The sequence below is a fragment of the Pseudomonas sp. DSP3-2-3 genome, from assembly GCF_049898225.1.
Taxonomy (GTDB): domain Bacteria; phylum Pseudomonadota; class Gammaproteobacteria; order Pseudomonadales; family Pseudomonadaceae; genus Aquipseudomonas.
The window spans coordinates 44888-64438 of sequence record NZ_JAFCXH010000009.1 but is presented as its reverse complement, the minus strand read 5'-3'; the positions used below and the strand labels follow the sequence as shown (position 1 = coordinate 64438).

The 19551-nt window shown below is 58.5% G+C and carries 14 protein-coding genes; 6 read left to right on the top strand and 8 right to left on the bottom strand.

Features of this window, described 5'->3' with window-relative positions:
• The first annotated feature begins 92 nt into the window (after nucleotides 1-92).
• Both ACP7E4_RS12630 and ACP7E4_RS12625 read left to right on the top strand, forming a co-directional pair.
• The gene (locus ACP7E4_RS12630) at nucleotides 93-596 is read left to right on the top strand and encodes a peptidylprolyl isomerase (protein ID WP_426114054.1); all 504 of its coding nucleotides are present in this window, start codon (nucleotides 93-95) and stop codon (nucleotides 594-596) included.
• Entirely contained in the window at nucleotides 593-1324 is a 732-nt protein-coding gene (locus ACP7E4_RS12625) for a UDP-2,3-diacylglucosamine diphosphatase (RefSeq protein ID WP_426114052.1), read from the top strand. Before ACP7E4_RS12630 ends, ACP7E4_RS12625 begins: the two co-directional genes overlap by 4 nt.
• An 85-nt stretch (nucleotides 1325-1409) precedes the next feature.
• Here the strand turns inward: ACP7E4_RS12625 and ACP7E4_RS12620 are convergent, their stop codons facing one another.
• The 5 genes from ACP7E4_RS12620 to ACP7E4_RS12600 all read right to left on the bottom strand — a co-directional run bounded on the left by ACP7E4_RS12620 (nucleotide 1410) and on the right by ACP7E4_RS12600 (nucleotide 6978).
• Nucleotides 1410-2948, bottom strand: coding sequence for a DHA2 family efflux MFS transporter permease subunit (locus ACP7E4_RS12620; protein ID WP_426114050.1), 1539 nt, complete (start codon nucleotides 2946-2948; stop codon nucleotides 1410-1412).
• A 63-nt stretch (nucleotides 2949-3011) separates the two neighbouring features.
• Nucleotides 3012-4247: an efflux RND transporter periplasmic adaptor subunit gene (locus ACP7E4_RS12615; RefSeq protein WP_426114048.1), complete on the bottom strand. Its 1236-nt coding sequence runs from the start codon at nucleotides 4245-4247 to the stop codon at nucleotides 3012-3014.
• A gap of 5 nt (nucleotides 4248-4252) precedes the next feature.
• Nucleotides 4253-5740 (bottom strand): efflux transporter outer membrane subunit, encoded by a 1488-nt coding sequence (locus tag ACP7E4_RS12610; RefSeq protein ID WP_426114046.1) that lies wholly within the window; start codon nucleotides 5738-5740, stop codon nucleotides 4253-4255.
• Entirely contained in the window at nucleotides 5737-6225 is a 489-nt protein-coding gene (locus ACP7E4_RS12605; RefSeq protein ID WP_426114044.1) for a MarR family winged helix-turn-helix transcriptional regulator, read from the bottom strand. The genes ACP7E4_RS12610 and ACP7E4_RS12605 overlap by 4 nt, the downstream gene beginning before the upstream one ends.
• 141 nt (nucleotides 6226-6366) lie before the next feature.
• Nucleotides 6367-6978, bottom strand: coding sequence for a tRNA-(ms[2]io[6]A)-hydroxylase (locus ACP7E4_RS12600; protein WP_331103728.1), 612 nt, complete (start codon nucleotides 6976-6978; stop codon nucleotides 6367-6369).
• A 151-nt stretch (nucleotides 6979-7129) separates the two neighbouring features.
• Here ACP7E4_RS12600 and ACP7E4_RS12595 point away from each other — a divergent pair, with 151 nt between their 5' ends.
• Nucleotides 7130-7996 carry a universal stress protein gene (locus ACP7E4_RS12595; protein ID WP_426114042.1) on the top strand — a complete coding sequence of 289 codons (867 nt, stop codon included), beginning with the start codon at nucleotides 7130-7132 and terminating at the stop codon, nucleotides 7994-7996.
• Nucleotides 7997-8123: 127 nt separating this feature from the next.
• Here ACP7E4_RS12595 and ACP7E4_RS12590 read toward each other — a convergent pair whose 3' ends face one another.
• Nucleotides 8124-8594 carry a DUF1289 domain-containing protein gene (locus tag ACP7E4_RS12590; protein ID WP_020288799.1) on the bottom strand — a complete coding sequence of 157 codons (471 nt, stop codon included), beginning with the start codon at nucleotides 8592-8594 and terminating at the stop codon, nucleotides 8124-8126.
• Between the two features lie 393 nt (nucleotides 8595-8987).
• Between ACP7E4_RS12590 and acnB the strand changes: the two genes are divergently transcribed.
• On the top strand, nucleotides 8988-11597 hold the full coding sequence (acnB, locus tag ACP7E4_RS12585) for a bifunctional aconitate hydratase 2/2-methylisocitrate dehydratase (RefSeq protein ID WP_426114039.1): 2610 nt from the start codon (nucleotides 8988-8990) through the stop codon (nucleotides 11595-11597).
• A gap of 284 nt (nucleotides 11598-11881) precedes the next feature.
• Here the strand turns inward: acnB and ACP7E4_RS12580 are convergent, their stop codons facing one another.
• Together ACP7E4_RS12580 and ACP7E4_RS12575 are read right to left on the bottom strand one after the other, a co-directional pair.
• The gene (locus ACP7E4_RS12580) at nucleotides 11882-16738 is read right to left on the bottom strand and encodes an NAD-glutamate dehydrogenase (RefSeq protein ID WP_426114037.1); all 4857 of its coding nucleotides are present in this window, start codon (nucleotides 16736-16738) and stop codon (nucleotides 11882-11884) included.
• A gap of 347 nt (nucleotides 16739-17085) precedes the next feature.
• Complete coding sequence (locus ACP7E4_RS12575) at nucleotides 17086-18081, bottom strand: hypothetical protein (RefSeq protein WP_426114035.1); 996 nt, start codon at nucleotides 18079-18081, stop codon at nucleotides 17086-17088.
• A gap of 223 nt (nucleotides 18082-18304) precedes the next feature.
• Here ACP7E4_RS12575 and ACP7E4_RS12570 point away from each other — a divergent pair, with 223 nt between their 5' ends.
• Complete coding sequence (locus ACP7E4_RS12570) at nucleotides 18305-18664, top strand: hypothetical protein (protein ID WP_426114033.1); 360 nt, start codon at nucleotides 18305-18307, stop codon at nucleotides 18662-18664.
• A gap of 48 nt (nucleotides 18665-18712) precedes the next feature.
• Nucleotides 18713-19471, top strand: a complete 759-nt coding sequence (locus tag ACP7E4_RS12565) for an amidohydrolase family protein (protein ID WP_426114031.1) — start codon at nucleotides 18713-18715, stop codon at nucleotides 19469-19471.
• Nucleotides 19472-19551 lie beyond the last annotated feature (80 nt).

Here is a 19551-nt window from a genome sequence, read left to right as displayed (position 1 = left end):
AAAAACTCGACCGAATTATGTAACCACCTCTGTAAACTGCGCGTCAGGGTTATATCGCGCCCCATCCATGAATCAAAAAGAGCGACTTTTCCATGTCCAAAGTAAAACTGACTACTAACCACGGCGACATCGTTTTAGAGCTTAACGCTGAAAAAGCGCCGCTGACCGTTGCCAACTTCATCGAATACGTCAACGCCGGCCACTACGAAAACACCATTTTTCACCGTGTCATCGGCAACTTCATGGTCCAGGGCGGCGGTTTTGAGCCAGGCATGAAAGAAAAGAAAGACAAGCGCCCAAGCATCCAGAACGAAGCTGACAACGGCTTGCCGAACAACAAGTACACCGTTGCCATGGCCCGCACCATGGAGCCGCATTCGGCATCCGCGCAGTTCTTCATCAACGTGTCTGACAACAGCTTCCTGAACCACAGCACCAAGACCACTCAGGGCTGGGGCTACGCAGTATTTGCCAAAGTCGTTGACGGCACCGACGTGGTCGACAAGATCAAAGGTGTTTCCACCACCAGCAAAGCCGGCCATCAAGACGTACCGGCTGAAGACGTGATCATCGAGAAAGCCGAGATCATTGAGTGATATTGCTGATCTCCGATCTGCATCTTGAGGAGGAGCGCGCGGACATTACCCGGGCGTTTCTGGATCTGCTCGCCGGCCGCGCCCGCGCTGCCGAGTCGCTGTATATCCTCGGGGATTTTTTCGAAGCCTGGATCGGTGATGACGCCATGTCACCGTTCCAGCGCTCGATCTGCGAAGCCCTGCGCGAGTTAAGCGACAGCGGCACGCACATTTTTCTGATGCATGGCAATCGTGACTTCATGATTGGCCGCGCATTCTGCAAGGCGGCAGGCTGCACGCTGCTGCGCGACCCCAGCGTCGTACAAATGAATGGTGAGCCGGTGCTGTTGATGCACGGCGACAGCCTGTGTACCCGGGATGAAGCCTACATCCGCATGCGTCGTATCCTGCGCAATCCGTTGACGTTATGGGTGTTGCGCAATCTGCCCAAAAGTACGCGCTACAAGCTGGCGCGCAAGCTGCGCAGCGAAAGCCGGGCGCAGACCCGCATGAAAACCAACGACATCGTTGACGTCACGCCCGAGGAAGTGCCGAAGGTCATGACCCAATATGGCGTACGCACCCTGATCCACGGTCATACCCATCGACCGGCGATCCACAAGCTGCAAATCGGCGATGACGCCGCCCGCCGCATCGTGCTCGGCGATTGGGACAAACAAGGCTGGGCCTTGCAGGTCGACGAACAGGGCTTCGCCTTGAGTGCGTTTGATTTTTTAACGCCTGAATGAGCTGTGGGAGCGAGCTTGCTCGCGAAGGCTGTACCGACCCCTTCGCGAGCAAGCTCGCTCCCACGGTTTGTCACCGCTCAAAGGATCAATGCCCGCCCCCAGCCGCTGGTCCGGCCTTGGCGGCAAACGGCGGTTTGGCCAGCCACACCAGCAAGATCAGCCCCATGAACACCCAACCCAGCAAGTAGAAATAATCCACCGTGGACATCATGTACGCCTGACTGTTGAGCGTCTGCTCCAGCTGCGCGTAAGCCTGTGGACTGGCGCCGCCCAGGCTGTTCAGTGCGTCGCGCGTGGCTGGATCATAAGTGCTGAGGTTCTCGCTCAGGTACGCATGATGCTGGTCCGCCCGGCGAATCCAGATCCAGGTGGTCAATGACGCGGCAAAGCTGCCGCCGAGCGTGCGCAGGAACGTCGCCAGCCCGGAACCGTCGGCGATCTGATTGGGCGGTAAATCCGACAACAGGATGCTCAAGGTCGGCATGAAGAACAGCGCCACGCCCGCGCCCATGAACAGCTGCACCAGGGCGATGTGCTCGAAATCCACCTGATTGGTAAACCCGGCGCGCATGAAGCAGCTGGTGCCGATTGCCAGGAAAGCCAGGCCAGCCAGCAAGCGCAGGTCGAACTTATGAGCATATTTGCCGACAAAAGGCGACATCAGCACCGGCAGGATACCGATGGGGGCCACCGCCAGCCCGGCGTAGGTCGCGGTGTAACCCATCTGAGTCTGCAACCATTGCGGCAACAGCAGATTGATCCCGAAGAAACCTGCGTAGCCACCCACCAGCACCATGGTGCCGATGCGGAAATTGCGAAACGCGAACAGGCGCAGATTGACGATGGGATGCTTGTCGGTCATTTCCCAAATGATGAACACCGACAAGGCGATAGCGGAAATGATCGAGCCAATCACAATGAAGTTGGATTCGAACCAGTCCAGGTCGTTGCCCTTGTCGAGCACGATCTGCAGCGCTCCCACGCCAATGATCAACGTCAGCAGGCCCACGTAGTCCATAGGCTGATAGCTGGTCACCACCGGACGCTTGGCCATCTGCATGCGCACTACCAGCACGGCGAACAGACCAATCGGGATATTAATGAAGAAAATCCATGGCCAGCTGTAACTGTCAGTGATCCAGCCGCCAAGTATCGGCCCGGCAATGGGCGCGACCACAGTGACCATCGCCAGCAATGCCAGGGCCATCCCCCGTTTGGCCGGAGGATAGACCGCAATCAGCAAGGTTTGCGTCATCGGGTACAACGGCCCGGCGACCACGCCTTGCAACACCCGAAAGCCAACCAGCTCGGGCATCGACTGGGAAATCCCGCAGAGGAACGAGGCGACGACGAACAGAATCGTCGCCCACAAAAACAGTTTCACTTCGCCGAACCGGCGGCTCAACCAGCCAGTCAACGGCAAGGCAATTGCGTTGCTGACGGCAAACGAGGTGATGACCCAGGTGCCCTGCTCCGAACTGACCCCGAGGTTCCCCGAGATGGTCGGCAAGGCGACGTTGGCGATGGTGGTGTCCAGCACCTGCATGAACGTCGCCAGGGACAGGCCGATGGTGCATAACAGGAGGCTGGGCGGCGTAAATGAAGCGGGGGCGTTGGCACTCATCGCGAATCCCTGAAAACTCTGGCGGCGCCCCGGCCTGACCGGCCGAGGCTACGGATGGGCGGTTCAGCGCTGGGCAGTCTTGCCGGTCGCGGCGCTGTTTTCGTGGATCAGGCGCGCGATCAAAGCATCGGCCTGAGCCAGTTGCTGCTCATACACGTTGGTGCTGAACGAGGCTTTTTTCGGCGGCTGCTGGGCCAGTACAGGGCCGCTTTGATCATGCAGATTGACGTCGACCACCGTGGACAGGCCGATGCGCAACGGATGCTCGGCCAGTTCGTCGGCATTGATGTGGATCCGCACCGGCACACGCTGAACGATCTTGATCCAGTTGCCGGTGGCATTCTGGGCAGGCAACAACGCAAACGCGCTGCCGGTGCCCGCGCCCAGGCTGTCGATGGTGCCGCTGTACTTCACGTCGCTGCCGTACAGGTCAGACTCGATTTCCACCGGCTGCCCGATGCGCATCTTGCCCAACTGGGTTTCCTTGAAGTTGGCGTCGATCCACAGCTGATCGAGCGGGATCACCGCCATCATTGCCGTGCCCGGCTGCACGCGCTGGCCCAACTGCACGGTGCGTTTCGCCACATAACCGGTTACCGGAGCGATCAAGGTGCTGCGGGCATCGGCCAGATAGGCCTGCCGCAACTGCGCAGCGGCGGCTTTCACGTCGGGATGCGACGAGACTTCGGTGTCATCCACCAGGGCAACGCTGCTGGCCAATTGTTGCTGCAGATTGTTCAAGGCACTTTGCGCGCTGGTCAGATCGTCCTGTGCATGGGAAAGCTCTTCCTGGGAAATCGCCCCGCCAGCAGCAAGATTCTTCCGGCGGCTGTAATTGTCCTGCGCCCTCTTCACTTCAGCGCGCTGCGCCGCCAATTGAGCTTTCATGCCGTCGACGTTGCTGTACAAGCCGCGCACCTGCCGCACGGTCTTGGCCAGATTGGCCTCGGCGCTTTGCAGGCCGACTTCGGCATCGCTCGGGTCAAACTTGAGCAGCACCTGACCTTCGCGGACCAGATCGCCATCGTCAGCGCCGATGCTGATTACGGTGCCGGTGACCAGCGGAGTGATTTCCACCACGTTGCCGTTCACATAGGCGTCGTCGGTGCTCTCGCTCCAGCGCCCGTAAAGCTCGTGCCAGGCCCAGATGCCCAACCCGCCCAGAATCACGATCAATAACAGTCCCAGCAGAAGGAATTTACGCTTGCGTGGATTGCTGTCTTTTTTGCCATCCTGCGCCTTGGCGTTGTCAGCCTGGTCTTTGAGCGCGGGTGTGTTTTCGCTAGCGGCAGTGGCCATGACGATTACCTTGAGTTAGTCAGCGAAGCAGTTGAGGAAGTGGCCGGTCTGGTTGATACCGAAGGGACTTGCCCCTCGAAACCGCCGCCCAGGGCCTGCATCAACTGGATCGACAAATCGATTCGTTCGGCGTTGAGATCAGCCAGTTGGCGTTGGGATTGCAGCAGTTGCTGTTCGATGGTCAGCACATCCAGGTAATTGCCGATGCCCGAGCCGTAACGCTGGGTCACGGTGTCGAACGACTGCTGAATGACATCGGTGGCGTGCTGCCGCGCCTGGATCTGGCCGTCCATGGCGCGCAGCTGACCAATGTTGTCACTGACGTCGCCCAAGGCCCGAATCAGGCTTTTATTGTATTGCGCCACGGCCAGGTCGTAATCGGCATCCCGCGCATCCAGGTCGGCACGCAGTCGGCCGCCATCGAACAGCGGCAGGGAAATGGTCGGCGCGATATTAAAGAAGCGACTGGCCGAGCCGAACAACGCATCGCCCAGCAACGACTCGGTGCCCGCAGCGGCGCTCAGGTTGAGGTTCGGATAGAAGTTGGTCTTGCCGGCCACGATGTTCTTGCTCGCCGCCTCGACCCGCCAACGCGCGGCGACGATGTCCGGACGGCGCCCCAACAGTTCGGCCGGCAAAGACGATGGCAACGCCACGACAGCAGGCTTGAGTACGTTGGGCCGGGAAATATCCTCGCCACGGTCCGGGCCTTTGCCGAGCAACACCGCCAGGGCGATTTTCGCGCTGCGCAGACGCTTGTCGGCGTCGATCAGCTGTTCCTGGGAGTTCGCCTCCAGGCTCTCGGTCTGCTGATATTGATACTGGCTGTCGATCCCGGATTGCAGGCGACGGCTGCCCAGATCGAGCAATTGCCGGGTGCGCTTGAGATCTTCAGTCGCCAGATCATGAACCACATAAGCCTGACCGAGATCGCTGTAGGCCCGCGCCACATCGGCAGCCAACGTCAATTGCGCCGCCTGTTGATCGACTTCGGCAGCCCGGGCCTGGCCCAGCGCCGCTTCCCAGGCGGCACGCTGGCCGCCCCACAGGTCGAAGTTGTAATTGAAATTGACCGCCATGCTGCGCAGGGTGCTGTAACGCCCGCCCACACCGCTCGGATCCTGATCCCTGGCCAGGCGCGAACGGCTGACGCTGGCGTCGGCATCAACGGTCGGCATACGAGCGGCATCGGCAGCATAAGCAGTCGCCATCGCCTGATGAGTGCGCGCGCTGGCAACCTGCATGTCCGGGCTGTCGCGCAGAGCTTCCGCGATCAAACCGTCAAGCTGCGGATCGCCGAGGTTTTTCCACCAGTCACGTTTGGGCCATGCAGCGGGAGAGAGGGTGATGTCGCGCAGATTACGTTCGCTGTGCAGGGTCTTGGCATCAAGGCTTTGACCCTCGGTGACCAGACCGCTGTAATTGGCGCAGCCAGCAAGGCTCAGGGCAATCAGCAACAGGCTGTGACGCGCCTGCAAAATCGTGCGGTTCATGTTGCACCTGTGTCTTTGAAGCTCAAGCGGGTAATGGTGATGTGGTCGTTGGCATTGACCAGCACCTTGGTCAGGATCCGCTCCAGACTGGCGACTTCCTCCTCATCGAGAACACCCAGCAGTTCATTCATCGCGTCGGCGCCGATCTGCGGCAAACGATCAGTAATTGCCCTGCCCTCTGCCGTCAGTGCCAGTTGCACCTGACGTCGATCGGCAGCCGAACGCGTGCGCGTGATCAGCTGTTTTTGCTCAAGTCGATCCAGCATGCGGGTCATGGATCCGCTGTCCAGAGACAGGTGACGACACAACTCTGCAGGTGTATCCGCCCTGAACTGAGCAACGATGATCAGCACCTTGAACTGCGAAGACGTTACGCCGTAAGGCACCAATTGCTGGTCTAGAATGCGATCCTTGAGCGAATTGGAGCGGCCGATGAGCATGCCCATGATGGTCGACTGAGAGTCCGCAGGGCTGAAATGTGTCATGAATACACCAAAGTAGCTGCCTAGGCAGAGAGTTACACGATGTTACTGCTTAGGCAGCAAATGGCCAAGCTTTTATTAGCTTGCTTACTATTCAGATGTAAAAAAGGCGTCCGAGGACGCCTTTCGATACCTAAGGAGAAATCAAGCCAGCGCCGGCACACCACTATGAAAGCGGAACTCTTCATCAGGGCTTTCGATCAACTCGCGCTCGGCGAGCAGAATTTCCTGGATCTTAGCCTCCACATCCGCCTTGTCGCCGTAGGTATGGGCCAACTTCAGATAATCCTGAAAATGCCGGGCCTCGGATTTCAGCAGGCTGGAATAGAACTTGGCCAGATCCTCGTCCAGATGCGGGACCAACGCTGCAAAACGCTCGCAGGAGCGCGCTTCGACAATCGCGCCGACAATCAGCGCGTCCGTCAGGCGGTACGGATTGTGATTGCGCACCAGCTTGCGCAACGAACCGGCGTAACGGGCGGAGCTGATGTTGACCAGCGGGATCGCGCGTTTGCGGATGATGGCGATGACTTGTTCGAAATGGCGCAGTTCTTCCCGCGCCAGCCGGGACATCTTGCTCAGCAGGTCGAATTTGTCGTTGTACTGGAACATGAACTGAAATGCCGCCCCGGCAGCCTTCTTTTCATTGTTCGCATGATCGATCAACAGGATGTCCAGATTGCGCAAAGCGGCCTGGACCCAGCTGTCGGGGGTGCGGCAAAGCAGGAAGGCTTCTATTTCAGGGATCGGGTACATGAGTTCACGGCTGGCTGGGTGGGCAAAGCCCGGCATTATACGAGGGCAGCCGAACTCCCGCGATAGAAATGAAATTGACCTGAATCAACGCCCGATTCCGGGCAGCACAACTATAGTTATCCGGTGCTCATGCAGCCGGGAGATCCAACTCATGCAAGCCATTCGCAGCATCCTAGTGGTCATCGAACCCGACCATCCTGACAGCCTGGCGCTCAAACGAGCGCGGTTGATTGCGGGCGTCACTCAGGCACATCTGCATTTGCTGATCTGCGACCGCAAAAACCATCCGCATAACGCCCTGCTGGTCGAGCTCAAACGGCGCCTGCATGACGAAGGCTTCACCGCCACGGCCGAGCAAGCGTGGAATGAAAGCCCGCACAAAACCATCATTCAGGTACAGCAGGCCGAAGGCTGCGGGCTGGTGATCAAACAGCACTTTGCGGACAACCCGCTGAAGAAAGCGCTGCTGACGCCCGAGGACTGGAAACTGCTGCGTCAGTGCCCGAGCCCGGTATTGATGGTCAAGACCGACAGATCATGGGTGAACGGCGTGGTGCTGGCGGCGGTTGATGTGGGTAACGCCGACGGCGAGCACCGCGCCCTGCACTTCGACATCATCGATCGTGGTTATGACATCGCCGCCCTGGCCAAGGCCCAGCTGCACGTGATCGCCGCCCATCCGTCGCCAATGCTGTCGGCGGCCGACCCGGTATTCCAGCTCAAGGAAACCATCGAAGCGCGCTATCGCGAGCAGTGCCAGGCGTTCCAGACCGAATTCGACATAGATGACAATCATCTGCACATCGCCGAAGGGCCTGCCGATGTCCTGATCCCGTTCACCGCCCGTCAGCTGGGTGCCAGCGTGACCATCATCGGCACCGTGGCCCGCAGCGGAATTTCCGGCGCACTGATCGGCAACACTGCCGAAGTGGTGCTGGACTCACTGGAAAGCGACGTATTGGTGCTCAAGACCGAGGAAATCGTCGCGCATCTGGAAGAGGTCTGGGTGAAGGGTTGAAGCTGAAAATCGATCATAGGAGCGAGGCTTGCCCGCAAACACTGCGTATTGCGCGCTATAGAAGTCTGTATCTGTGGGACCGGCTTTAGCCGGGAAAATGCCTTCCCGGCTAAAGCCGGTCCCACAATCACCCCCCGAACGCATCCTTCAGAAACCCCGGCGCGATGTAGCGCTCGTAGTGCGCCTCGGAAAGCAGAAAAAACTCCCGATCAATGGCGTCGCGCAGATCCGGCAGCGGCCAGTCGCGAAATTCCGGCAATAGCGCAAGACCATAGGCTTCTATATTGGAGATCACCCGCGCACCGCGGGCGATCAGCTGATAGGCCCAGCAATACTCGGACTGGTTGGGCACGAAGCGAATCTTGCGCTGCACCAGTTGCAGGCGCAGTTTTTCGGCGTCGAATACTTCGAGCTTGGCGGTCATCACCTGCACCAGCAACTGCTCAAGGCGCAGCCACACCGCACGTTTTTCAGCCTCGTTATAGCCGTTCCAGTTGATCACTTCATGATGAAAACGCTTGCAGCCACGACAGACCAGATCCCCGTAAACGGTGGAACAGAGGCCTACGCAGGGCGTTTTGATGATTTGATTGGGCATGGCGGACAGGGCGGCAACAGGCGAAACAAGCCCGCATGTTAGCCCTTTGTCTAACAGGGGTCACCCCCGAAGGTGTAGGGCTTAACTTACCTTTAGCAAAGTTTTCCCGTAGAATCAGCGAGCCTTTTAAGGCGCCAATGTCCGTTGGAAGCTGTTTTCAAAGCGTCACGAGCACAGTCAAGTTAACCCCGCAGTCGGTGTTGACGCAGGTTTCGCGCCTTCGTCAACACTCATCAGCCGTCCTGCAGGCGTAAAACTTTGAAAACAGCTTCTGTAAGGAATTGCCGATTTACCCTGGCCAAGGAACTCAAAAAGTTTCGTCGTGCAGGTATCGGGTAATTCCTGGATGAGCGTCCCGGACACCCATTTGGGACCACTGATGAGGGTAATACTGTGCTTGAAGCCTACCGTAAACACATCGAAGAGCGTGCCGCCCAGGGTATCGTGCCCCAGCCGCTTAACGCCGAACAAACTGCAGGCCTGATCGAGCTGCTGAAGAATCCCCCGGCTGGCGAAGAAGCTTTCCTTGTCGACCTGATTACCAATCGCGTTCCACCTGGCGTTGACGAAGCTGCCTACGTCAAGGCCGGTTTCCTGTCTGCCCTGGCCAAGGGTGAAGCCACTTCGCCATTGATTGATAAAAAGCGCGCTGTCGAACTGCTCGGCACCATGCAGGGCGGCTACAACATCGTCACGCTGGTCGACCTGCTGGATGACGCTACCCTCGCGCCGGTTGCCGCCAAAGAACTCAAGCACACGCTGCTGATGTTCGATGCGTTCCACGACGTCGCTGAAAAAGCCAAGAACGGCAACGCTCAAGCCAAGGAAGTCCTGCAATCCTGGGCTGACGGCGAATGGTTCCAGAAGCGTCCGACCCTGGCCGACAAGATCAGCCTGCGCGTCTTCAAGGTGACTGGCGAAACCAACACCGACGACCTGTCCCCGGCACCCGATGCATGGTCCCGTCCGGACATCCCGCTGCACGCCCTCGCCATGCTGAAAATGGCCCGCGAAGGTATCGAGCCGGACGTTCAAGGCTCCATCGGTCCGATGAAGCAGATCGAAGAAATGCGCGCTCAGGGCTTCCCGATTGCCTATGTTGGCGACGTGGTCGGTACCGGTTCTTCGCGTAAATCCGCGACCAACTCGGTGCTGTGGTTCTTCGGCGATGACGTTCCTTACGTGCCGAACAAGCGCGCTGGCGGTTTCTGCTTCGGCAGCAAAATCGCTCCGATCTTCTACAACACCATGGAAGATGCTGGCGCACTGCCGATCGAATTCGACGTCACCAACATGAACATGGGCGACGTGATCGACCTGTATCCGCATGCTGGCAAAGTCTGCAAACACGGCACCGATGAAGTCCTGACCACCTTCGAAATGAAGACGCCGGTCCTGTTGGACGAAGTCCGTGCTGGCGGTCGTATCCCGCTGATTATCGGCCGTGGTCTGACCGAAAAAGCCCGTACCGAACTGGGTCTGCCACCTTCGACGCTGTTCAAGCTGCCTGAGCCTCCGGCTGAAAGCGACAAGGGTTACACCCTGGCGCAGAAAATGGTCGGCAAGGCATGCGGCCTGCCAGAAGGCAAAGGCGTTCGTCCAGGCACCTACTGCGAACCGAAGATGACCACCGTCGGTTCCCAGGACACTACTGGCCCGATGACCCGCGACGAACTGAAAGACCTGGCTTGCCTGGGTTTCTCTACCGATCTGGTCATGCAGTCGTTCTGCCACACCGCTGCTTATCCAAAGCCGATCGACGTCACCACGCACCACACGCTGCCTGACTTCATCATGACCCGCGGCGGCGTTTCCCTGCGTCCGGGCGACGGCATCATCCACAGCTGGCTGAACCGCATGCTGCTGCCGGACACCGTCGGTACCGGTGGTGACTCCCACACCCGTTTCCCGATGGGCATTTCGTTCCCGGCCGGTTCCGGTCTGGTGGCGTTTGCCGCTGCCACTGGCGTGATGCCGCTGGACATGCCGGAATCGATCCTGGTGCGCTTCAAAGGCAAGATGCAACCTGGCATCACCTTGCGCGACCTGGTTCACGCCATTCCTTACTTCGCGATTCAGGCTGGCCTGTTGACCGTCGAGAAGAAAGGCAAGAAGAACGCCTTCTCCGGCCGCATCCTGGAAATCGAAGGTCTGGACGACCTGAGCATCGAGCAGGCATTTGAACTGTCCGACGCCTCGGCCGAACGTTCCGCTGCCGGTTGCACCATCAAGCTGTCGAAAGAGTCCATCAGCGAATACCTGAAGTCCAACATCACCCTGCTGCGCTGGATGATCGGCGAAGGCTACGGCGATGCACGGACTCTGGAACGTCGCGCGCAAGCGATGGAAGCCTGGGTTGCCAATCCGGAACTGATGGTTGCCGATGCCGACGCGGAATACGCCGAAATCATCGAAATCGACCTGGCCGACGTCAAGGAGCCTGTGCTCTGCGCGCCGAATGACCCGGACGACGCCCGTCTGCTGTCCAGCGTTGCTGGCGAGAAGATCGACGAAGTGTTCATCGGTTCCTGCATGACCAACATCGGCCACTTCCGCGCAGCGGGCAAGTTGCTGGATCAGGTCAAAGGGCAACTGCCAACACGTCTGTGGCTGTCGCCGCCGACCAAGATGGACGCTCACCAGCTGACCGAAGAAGGCTACTACGGCATCTACGGCAAGGCTGGCGCGCGCATGGAAATGCCGGGCTGCTCGCTGTGCATGGGTAACCAGGCACGTGTGGAGCCGAACTCGACAGTCGTTTCGACGTCGACCCGTAACTTCCCGAACCGTCTGGGCGACGGCGCGAACGTCTACCTGGCTTCGGCCGAGCTGGCGTCTGTTGCTTCCATCCTGGGTCGCCTGCCGACCGTCGAAGAGTACATGGGCTACGCGAACCAGATCGACACCATGGCAGCGGACGTATACCGCTACCTGAGCTTCGATCAGATCGCTGAGTTCCGCGAAGTCGCAGCGAATGCCAAGATTCCGGTTATTCAAGCGTAAGCGCGAAACACAGCGTTAAAAGAACCCCGTCCTGGTGACGGGGTTTTTTATTGGGCTCATATAAGTCGCCGCAAAACCTGTGGGACCGGCTTTAGCCGGGAAGGGGCCAGTGATGGTTAACAAGATTGAGTACATATCCGTTGCTGCGGTAACGGCGGCTAAGGGTTCCCGGCAAAAGCCGGTCCCACAATGGTCGACATCCCGGAAAAAACCGTCAATACAACACCCATAAAAAACCCCACATCTCTCGATGCAGGGTTTTTCACTACCACTCGATCAAACCATCAAGCCGCGACGGTTTGCCCGCTCATGGCCAGGTCCAGCAGCTCACGGTTGGCGACTGCATACATGGCGTAATCCGTGCCGCTTGCCGCACGGATATCCACCAGCATTGCGCGCCAGCGGTCGACCATCGAACCGTGCTGTTCCAGCCACACGGTCAGACGCTCTTCCACATCTTCAGGGCCGTCCGGCATCTGCAGGACCGAGACCGTGATCGCCCGCTGTTGCCAGTCGATGTCGTCACGGAAGGCTTCACGGGCCAGCGCCTGCCAGTTGTTTTCCACCGGTAGGTTGCTGATCTGTTGCAGGTACCAGGTCACGTCCAGCGCGCTGCCCACGGCGAAGTAAACCTTGGCCACATCGGCAGCGTTCTGCCCGGTGACGTCGGAGGCTTCGATGATCGGCAGCAAGGTGTACAAGTGGCTTGTACCAGCCACCATCCGCGCCAACAATTCCGGTACGCCAGCTTCGACGTAAGCCTGATAACGAGTCTGCCAGACTTCCCGGGTCGGGCCTTCCAGCAGTTCGTCGAGTTTCAGACCCAATGCCGCGATGTGCGGACCAAAGTGCGCCACGTCGCGACCGGCATCCAGTTCATTGCGACGGCTGCGCAGGAACCAGCGGGTGGCACGGCGGCCCAGACGCATCAGCTCGTCCATCAGGGCCAGCTGGATTTCAGCAGGAACCTTGTAGTCCAGCGCTTCGATCTGACGGAACCAGTGCGGCAGGTGGAAGATGTCCCGCACGATCACGTAAGCGCCCGCCACGTTGGCCGCACTCATGCCGGTGGACTCTTTGAGTCGCTGCACGAAGGTGATGCCCATGTGGTTGACCAGATCGTTGGCGATCTGGGTGCTGACGATTTCGCGCTTCAGACGATGCTGACGCATGGAATCCGAGAACTTCGCCGCCAGGGACGGCGGGAACGCGGTTTCCATGTCGCGCGCCAGGTAATCGTCGTCCGGAACACGAGATTCCAGCAACGCTTCCTTGAGATCGATCTTGCTGTAGGAGATCAACACCGACAGCTCGGGACGGGTCAGCCCCTTGCCATCCGCAACGCGCTCGGCGATCTGATCCTCGGCAGGCAGGAACTCGATGGCGCGATCCAGCTTGCCACGAGCTTCCAGATCGCTCATCAGGCGCTTGTATTCGGCGATGCGCTCGTAGGCGCGACGCGTCGCCAGGGACAATGCCTGAGTCTGTTTGTAGTTGTTGCCCAACACCAGATGGCCGACTTCATCGGTCATGCTTTCCAGCAGCTGGTTGCGCTGCTTCTCGGTCATGTCACCGGCCTGCACCACTTCGTTGAGCAGGATCTTGATGTTCACTTCGTGGTCGGAGCAGTCAACGCCGCCGGCGTTATCAATGAAGTCGGTGTTGGAACCGCCGCCATTGAGGCCGAACTCGACACGACCCAGTTGCGTCATGCCCAGGTTACCGCCCTCGCCCACCACCTTGCAGCGCAGCTCGTTGCCGTTGACCCGCAGTGCGTCGTTGGCCTTGTCGCCCACATCGGCATGGGTTTCCAGGCTGGATTTGACGTAAGTACCGATACCGCCGTTCCACAGCAGATCAACCGGCGCCTTGAGCAAGGCGTTGAGCAACTCGGTCGGCGTCAGCTTGTCAGCCTTGATGTCGAAGCGCTCTTTCATCTCAGGACTGATGGCGATGCTTTTCAGGCTACGCGGGAAGATACCGCCGCCAGCGGACATGATGCTGGTGTCGTAGTCGGTCCAGGCCGAACGCGGCAAGTCGAACAGACGCTGACGCTCAGCAAAGCTGCTGGCCGGTTCCGGGTTTGGATCGATGAAGATATGCAAATGGTTAAACGCGGCAACCAGCTGCAATTTATCCGACATCAGCAAACCATTGCCGAACACGTCACCGGCCATGTCGCCGATGCCGATCACGCTAATGTTGTCTTGCTGAACGTTGATATCGCGCTCACGGAAGTGGCGCTGCACACCAACCCACGCGCCTTTGGCGGTGATGCCCATCTTCTTGTGGTCATAACCGGCCGAGCCACCGGAGGCGAATGCATCGCCCAACCAGAAGCCGTAGTCGATGGCGATGCCGTTGGCGATGTCGGAGAAGGTTGCCGTGCCTTTGTCGGCCGCAACCACGAGGTACGGGTCATCATCGTCATGACGCACGACGTTGACCGGCGGCACCAATGTCCCTTCCTTGAGGTTGTCGGTGATGTCGAGCAAACCGGAAATGAAGATGCGATAGCAGGCGATGCCCTCGGCCTGGATTTCGTCGCGACCGCCACCCAGTGGCAGACGACGCGGCAGGAAACCGCCCTTGGCGCCAACCGGCACGATCACCGAGTTTTTCACTTGCTGGGCTTTCACCAGGCCCAGCACTTCGGTGCGGTAGTCTTCCTCACGGTCGGACCAACGCAGGCCGCCGCGTGCAACGTTACCGAAGCGCAGATGCACGCCTTCGACACGCGGCGAATACACGAAAATCTCGAACTTGGGCACCGGCTTCGGCAGTTCGGGAATCTGCCGTGGGTTGAACTTGAAGCTGAAGTAGCTCTTGTTCTGGCCGTTGGCGTCGGTCTGATAGAAGTTGGTGCGCTGGGTCGCCTTGATCAGGTCCAGGTAACGACGCAGGATGCGGTCTTCGTTGAGCACCTGAACGTCGTCCAGAGCGGCCAGAATCGCTTGTTCCAGACGTTGCTGCTTGTCGTCCAGATCGTCGGCCGCCAGCTTGCGCGCCAGATAGAAGCGGGTCTTGAACAGTCGCGTCAGTTCACGGGCGATATCCGTGTGATTGTTCAGGGTCGCCGCGATATAACCCAGGTCGAAGCCCAGGCGAATCTGTTTCAGATAACGGGCATAAGCGCGCAGCAATGCCACATCACGCCATGGCAAACCAGCGGTGAGCACCAGGCGGTTGAACGCATCGTTCTCGGCTTCGCCACGCACGATGTGGACAAAAGCGTCCTGCAAAGTGTCGTTGAGCTGCTGGATGTCCAGGTTCAGACCTTCGCCATAGGTAAAGGCGAAATCATGAATCCAGAACTCGCGGCCATTGCTGTGATGCAGGCGATACGGGAACTCACCCAGGACACGCAGGCCGAGGTTTTCCAGGATCGGCAGCACGTCGGACAGCGCCAGTGGCGTATCGGCGTGGTACAGCTTGCAATGCAGCTGCTGTTTGCCACCGGTCAGCGGCTGATAAAAGCTCATCACCAACGGATTGGCTTCGTTCAGGCTCAACAGATGCTGCATGTCGACCACAGCCGAATGCGCGGCGAAACGCTCGCGATAGCCGGCCGGGAAACCTTTCGGGAAGTCCGCCAGAACGTTGGTGCCGTGGGCTTCGCCGAAGCTTTCCACAACCAGACTGGCGTAATCGTCTTTCCACGAACGGCAAGCCTGAATGACTTCGTTTTCCAGCTGAATCGGATCGATGTTCAGATTGACCTTCGGGTCCACCCGCAGGATCAGCTGCACACGTGCCAACACGGATTCAGAGAAGAACGTCCAGAACTCGCAATCGCTCGCCTTCAGGCGATCCATCAGCACTTGCTGGATTTTCTGGCGAACTTCGGTGGAGTACACGTCACGCGGTACGTAAGCCAGGCAATAACAGAAGCGGCCGTACGGGTCCTTGCGCAGGAATACGCGAATCTTGTTGCGCTCCTGGATCTGCACGATGGACATCACGGTGTTGAACAATTCATCCACCGGCGTCTGGAACAGATCATCACGCGGCAATACTTCGACCACCTGAGCCAGTTCCTTGCCCAGGTGCGCCTTGGCATCGAAACCGGAACGGCGTTCAACTTCTGCGACCTTGCGGCGGATGTACGGGATTTCCCGAACGCTCTCGCCATACACCGAGGAGGTGTAAAGGCCCATGAAGCGGCATTCCTTGATGACCTTGCCGGACGCATCGATCTGGCGGATCGACACGTAATCAGGGTAAGCAGGACGATGCACGCGACTCGGATGGGCGGCCTTGGCGAACGACAGCAGCGTCGGCTCGTGCAGGTAGTTCACTGCGTAGCCTTCGATATGCAGATCGTCTTCGGTCAGCCCGGCGCGCAGGCGTTTGGTCAGGCCCAGGAACGAGGATTCGTCATAAATCAGCTGGCCACCATCGGCCTCACCGCGCACCTGGAATTCTTCGTAGCCCAGGAACGTGAAGTGGTTGTTCACCAGCCACTGCAGAAACGCCTTGATCTCGGACTTTTCGCCTTCATCGACGCCGTACTGCACCTCATCGATGCCGGCCAGCAGCTCGTGGAGCTTGGCTTTCATCGGTTCGAAATCTTCCACCGCAACCCGCACTTCACCCAGCACCTGCTCCAGCTCGCGGGCCAGCACATTCAGCTCGCTGGTGTTGGCGCAGCGATCGATCTCCAGATACATCAGCGATTCTTGCAGCACGTTTTCGCCGGTCGTGCCCTTGGGCAGCAACTCCAGCAATTCACCTTTGCTGCCACGACGCACACTCAACACCGTGGTCTGCAAAGTGTGAATGCTGTAGCCGCGACGGTTCAGCTCGGTACGCACCGAATCCACCAGGAATGGCAGGTCGTGATGCAGCACTTCGACGGCGGTATGTGTCGATTGCCAGCCATGCCGTTCGTAATCGGGGTTGTAGACCCGCACCAGCGGCTGAGCGTGTTCGAAGCGCTCAAGCAGGCGCCAGGCCGACAGGGTGCAACCGACCAGATCAGACAACCGACGCTGGGTCAGTTCATCCAGGGAAATGATGCCGAAGAATTGCTCGGCAAACAGCGCCACTTGTGGCAGTGCCTGTTCGCTGATGTGCTGGGCCAGTGCCGCTTGCAGTTGATGCTGGAAGTCGGGCTTGCTGGCTGCGGTGAAGAACGCCATCTGTGGTACTCCGCTTTGGCTTTTATAAGGAGGAAGCTGGATGGTTAGGTCGCGGACCATGCTCTGCCGTGGGTAACGGGGCAGAACAGCAAAGCATGGCTGAGTGTAAAGCTAAAGAACTAACGCTTGCGGTGTGCGACTCGTCACATTGAAATGCCGAAAAACGCTGTCAGAAAAGTCAACCCATGGCGCAGGACACTTTCACCGCCGGTTATATAGGCTCCAGCTTAACGACAGCAGGCGGCCAACTGCTTGCGAGGCTGCGACATATTCGGTCATCGGCTCGTAGCGCGGTAGCCGATGATCACTCAGGAAGAGAACGGAGATTGCCGCCAGCCTGGCAGAAGTCATGGCCTCAAGATCCAGGCCTCCTGCCAATTGCTGCCAACGCCTGGCTCGAACTGGGTGTTGCTGCTGCTCCATTGAATGCAATAGCCGCTGTAAGGGAACGGTTTACACTCGTAAATACGTTGATTTTTCGGTTGGAGCACTGTCGTTCCCGCCTTATAACCCGCCACCGCCTCCGGAAAGAGGTAGTCGTATTCAGCAGCGTCTTTCAGCTGGAGCGTCTTAACCGTCATGAGTTGTTTCGAGGGCTCGCCCCAGATATTCACGGTGGCAATCATGGTCAGTGGCCCGACCCATTCATCCGCGGCGTGCACATCAAAAACCGGCGCATAAGTCGCACTGACTGTTGCCTGCTTGAAGGTCACACGCCTGTCAGTCCCGCCATCGAAAACACTCACAGCCACGTTTCGAATCTCCGGACCTCCACCGCCGCCAACCTGAAAAGTGAAGTTAGTGCCTTTTTCAACGATGGACGGCGCGTCAAAAATGATGGCTCCGGCATCATCTTCAGGTTGGGCGGTCACCCCGCCGCCCACATGATGGACCTCACTGATCGCGCGGGAATACATGCCTGGTTTGACGGCGTAGAAGTAGCGCGTCGCCGCGCCCCAACCGTAGTTTTCCAACCCACCATGATTCACATTGGGATTGCCGGGCAGCACCCCGATGTCGGCTTTTTGTATCTGGGCCAGCAGGCGCAATGCCCAGCGATGACTGCCTTTATCGTCCTCGCTCACCGTGGTAGAGAAGCTATACAGTTCCTCATTGGAGGGTGAGAAAAAACGGACTTTGACGACGTCACCTGATTGTCGTGGCTCATACATATTGAGCCCACCCAGGAACTTCCAGTTTTTCCAGTCTGAAAGGGGTATTACATTCTGGTTGGTCTCAACCATGGGCGAGGCACCAGCAAACTGTCCCGCCATACCGGCAGTGACCATGCTCAGCAGCACCAAGGTTTTGCTGATTTTCTTTCTTGGATTGCAATGTTTCATCGAAGACCTCCCTGGTCTTGTCAGCTTCTGGAAAACTCGATGGGGCCCGGTATTCAACGTTCAGATCGCATGCCTTATCCAAGGTAGACGCCGTATGAATTTACGATTCAATGAAGATTTTCAAAAGGTTACGGCGGTGTGGAGTGCATGCCGCATTTGCCCAGCAAAAATCAGCCAACACTGGCAAAATTGGCCAATCCCCGGTCAGATCAGGAACTCCCCCATGCAAATCACCACTGCCAGCCTCATCGTCAACCCATGCGACGACGAATATGACGATATGGCCCTGCTCTGCTGCCACAGTGAAGAGGGCGAGCTGTTTTCCCTGACCCGTTTCCCGGATGAAAACGAGGTAGAAATCACCATTCGTGACGACAAGACGCACACCGTTTCCAGCCTGAAGGTGACCTTCAGCGCCGAGCGCCTGCTGGTGGAACTCGATCCGGCCGACGGCAACGAACTGGATGGCCATCAGCTATTTGAAATCCTTCACTCCACTTCAGCCGATGAGCTGCGCGACGTCGAAGAGACGTTGCAGATAATTCTGGAAAATGTCGGTACATATGTCAGCGAGATCGCTTAAGTCATTGTGAGTAAATAGGGCGCTCTCAGTACACGGACCGGAGCCGTCATGACCCAGCTGATTTTCGACGCCCATTGCCACATCATTGACCCGCGCTTTCCCCTCAAGGCCAATGAAGGCTATGTGCCCAAGCCGTTTTGCGTTGCCAACTATCAGGCGTTGGCCGCTCCGTTAGGGGTGGTTGGCGGCGCTGTAGTGTCAGGCTCATTTCAGGGCTTTGATCAGGGATACCTGCTTGAAGCGCTACGCCGACTGGGCTCCGGCTTCGTTGGCGTGACCCAGGTGCCCGCCAACGTCACCAACGCCGAACTGGAAACCCTCAACGGGTTTGGCGTCCGTGCAGTGCGCTTCAACCTCAGGCGCGGCGGCTCGGAGCAACTGGATCAGCTGGAGTTCCTGGCAAGGCGAGTATTTGAGCGAGTAGGCTGGCATACCGAGTTGTATGTGGATTCCAGCGAACTGCCAGAGATCGAAAGCCGCCTGCTGCAACTGCCGAAAGTCAGCATCGATCATCTGGGCCTGAGCGCGGAAGGCCTGCCCAGCCTGCTCCGGCTGGTGGAAGGCGGCGTACATATCAAAGCCAGCGGTTTTGGCCGGGTGGACTTTCCGGTTGCAATCGTCCTGAAGGCAATCTTCGCCGCCAATCCCCACGCTCTGATGTTCGGTACCGATCTGCCATCCACCCGCGCGCCTCGGCCGTTTCGAACCAGCGATATCGACCTGATCAGGGACGCCATTGGCGAGCGCGATGCGCAGATGGTGCTGTGGGAAAACGCGTCGATGTTTTATCGGGCGCGATTTGTGTAAACCGGAGGCGATAACCTGAACAAGGTCAACATATTGCTGCTTATCGCCTCAATTCCTACAAACTTTCAACACATGCTGTA

What these genes read in the sequence shown, in the direction of transcription:
- ACP7E4_RS12630 (WP_426114054.1), top strand. Translation starts at nt 93, where the DNA reads ATGTCCAAAGTAAAACTGACTACTAACCACGGCGACATCGTTTTAGAG.
- ACP7E4_RS12620 (WP_426114050.1), bottom strand. Translation starts at nt 2,948, where the DNA reads ATGAGTGCCAACGCCCCCGCTTCATTTACGCCGCCCAGCCTCCTGTTA.
- ACP7E4_RS12615 (WP_426114048.1), bottom strand. Translation starts at nt 4,247, where the DNA reads ATGGCCACTGCCGCTAGCGAAAACACACCCGCGCTCAAAGACCAGGCT.
- ACP7E4_RS12610 (WP_426114046.1), bottom strand. Translation starts at nt 5,740, where the DNA reads ATGAACCGCACGATTTTGCAGGCGCGTCACAGCCTGTTGCTGATTGCC.
- ACP7E4_RS12605 (WP_426114044.1), bottom strand. Translation starts at nt 6,225, where the DNA reads ATGACACATTTCAGCCCTGCGGACTCTCAGTCGACCATCATGGGCATG.
- ACP7E4_RS12600 (WP_331103728.1), bottom strand. Translation starts at nt 6,978, where the DNA reads ATGTACCCGATCCCTGAAATAGAAGCCTTCCTGCTTTGCCGCACCCCC.
- ACP7E4_RS12595 (WP_426114042.1), top strand. Translation starts at nt 7,130, where the DNA reads ATGCAAGCCATTCGCAGCATCCTAGTGGTCATCGAACCCGACCATCCT.
- ACP7E4_RS12590 (WP_020288799.1), bottom strand. Translation starts at nt 8,594, where the DNA reads ATGCCCAATCAAATCATCAAAACGCCCTGCGTAGGCCTCTGTTCCACC.
- ACP7E4_RS12580 (WP_426114037.1), bottom strand. Translation starts at nt 16,738, where the DNA reads ATGGCGTTCTTCACCGCAGCCAGCAAGCCCGACTTCCAGCATCAACTG.
- ACP7E4_RS12575 (WP_426114035.1), bottom strand. Translation starts at nt 18,081, where the DNA reads ATGAAACATTGCAATCCAAGAAAGAAAATCAGCAAAACCTTGGTGCTG.
- ACP7E4_RS12570 (WP_426114033.1), top strand. Translation starts at nt 18,305, where the DNA reads ATGCAAATCACCACTGCCAGCCTCATCGTCAACCCATGCGACGACGAA.
- ACP7E4_RS12565 (WP_426114031.1), top strand. Translation starts at nt 18,713, where the DNA reads ATGACCCAGCTGATTTTCGACGCCCATTGCCACATCATTGACCCGCGC.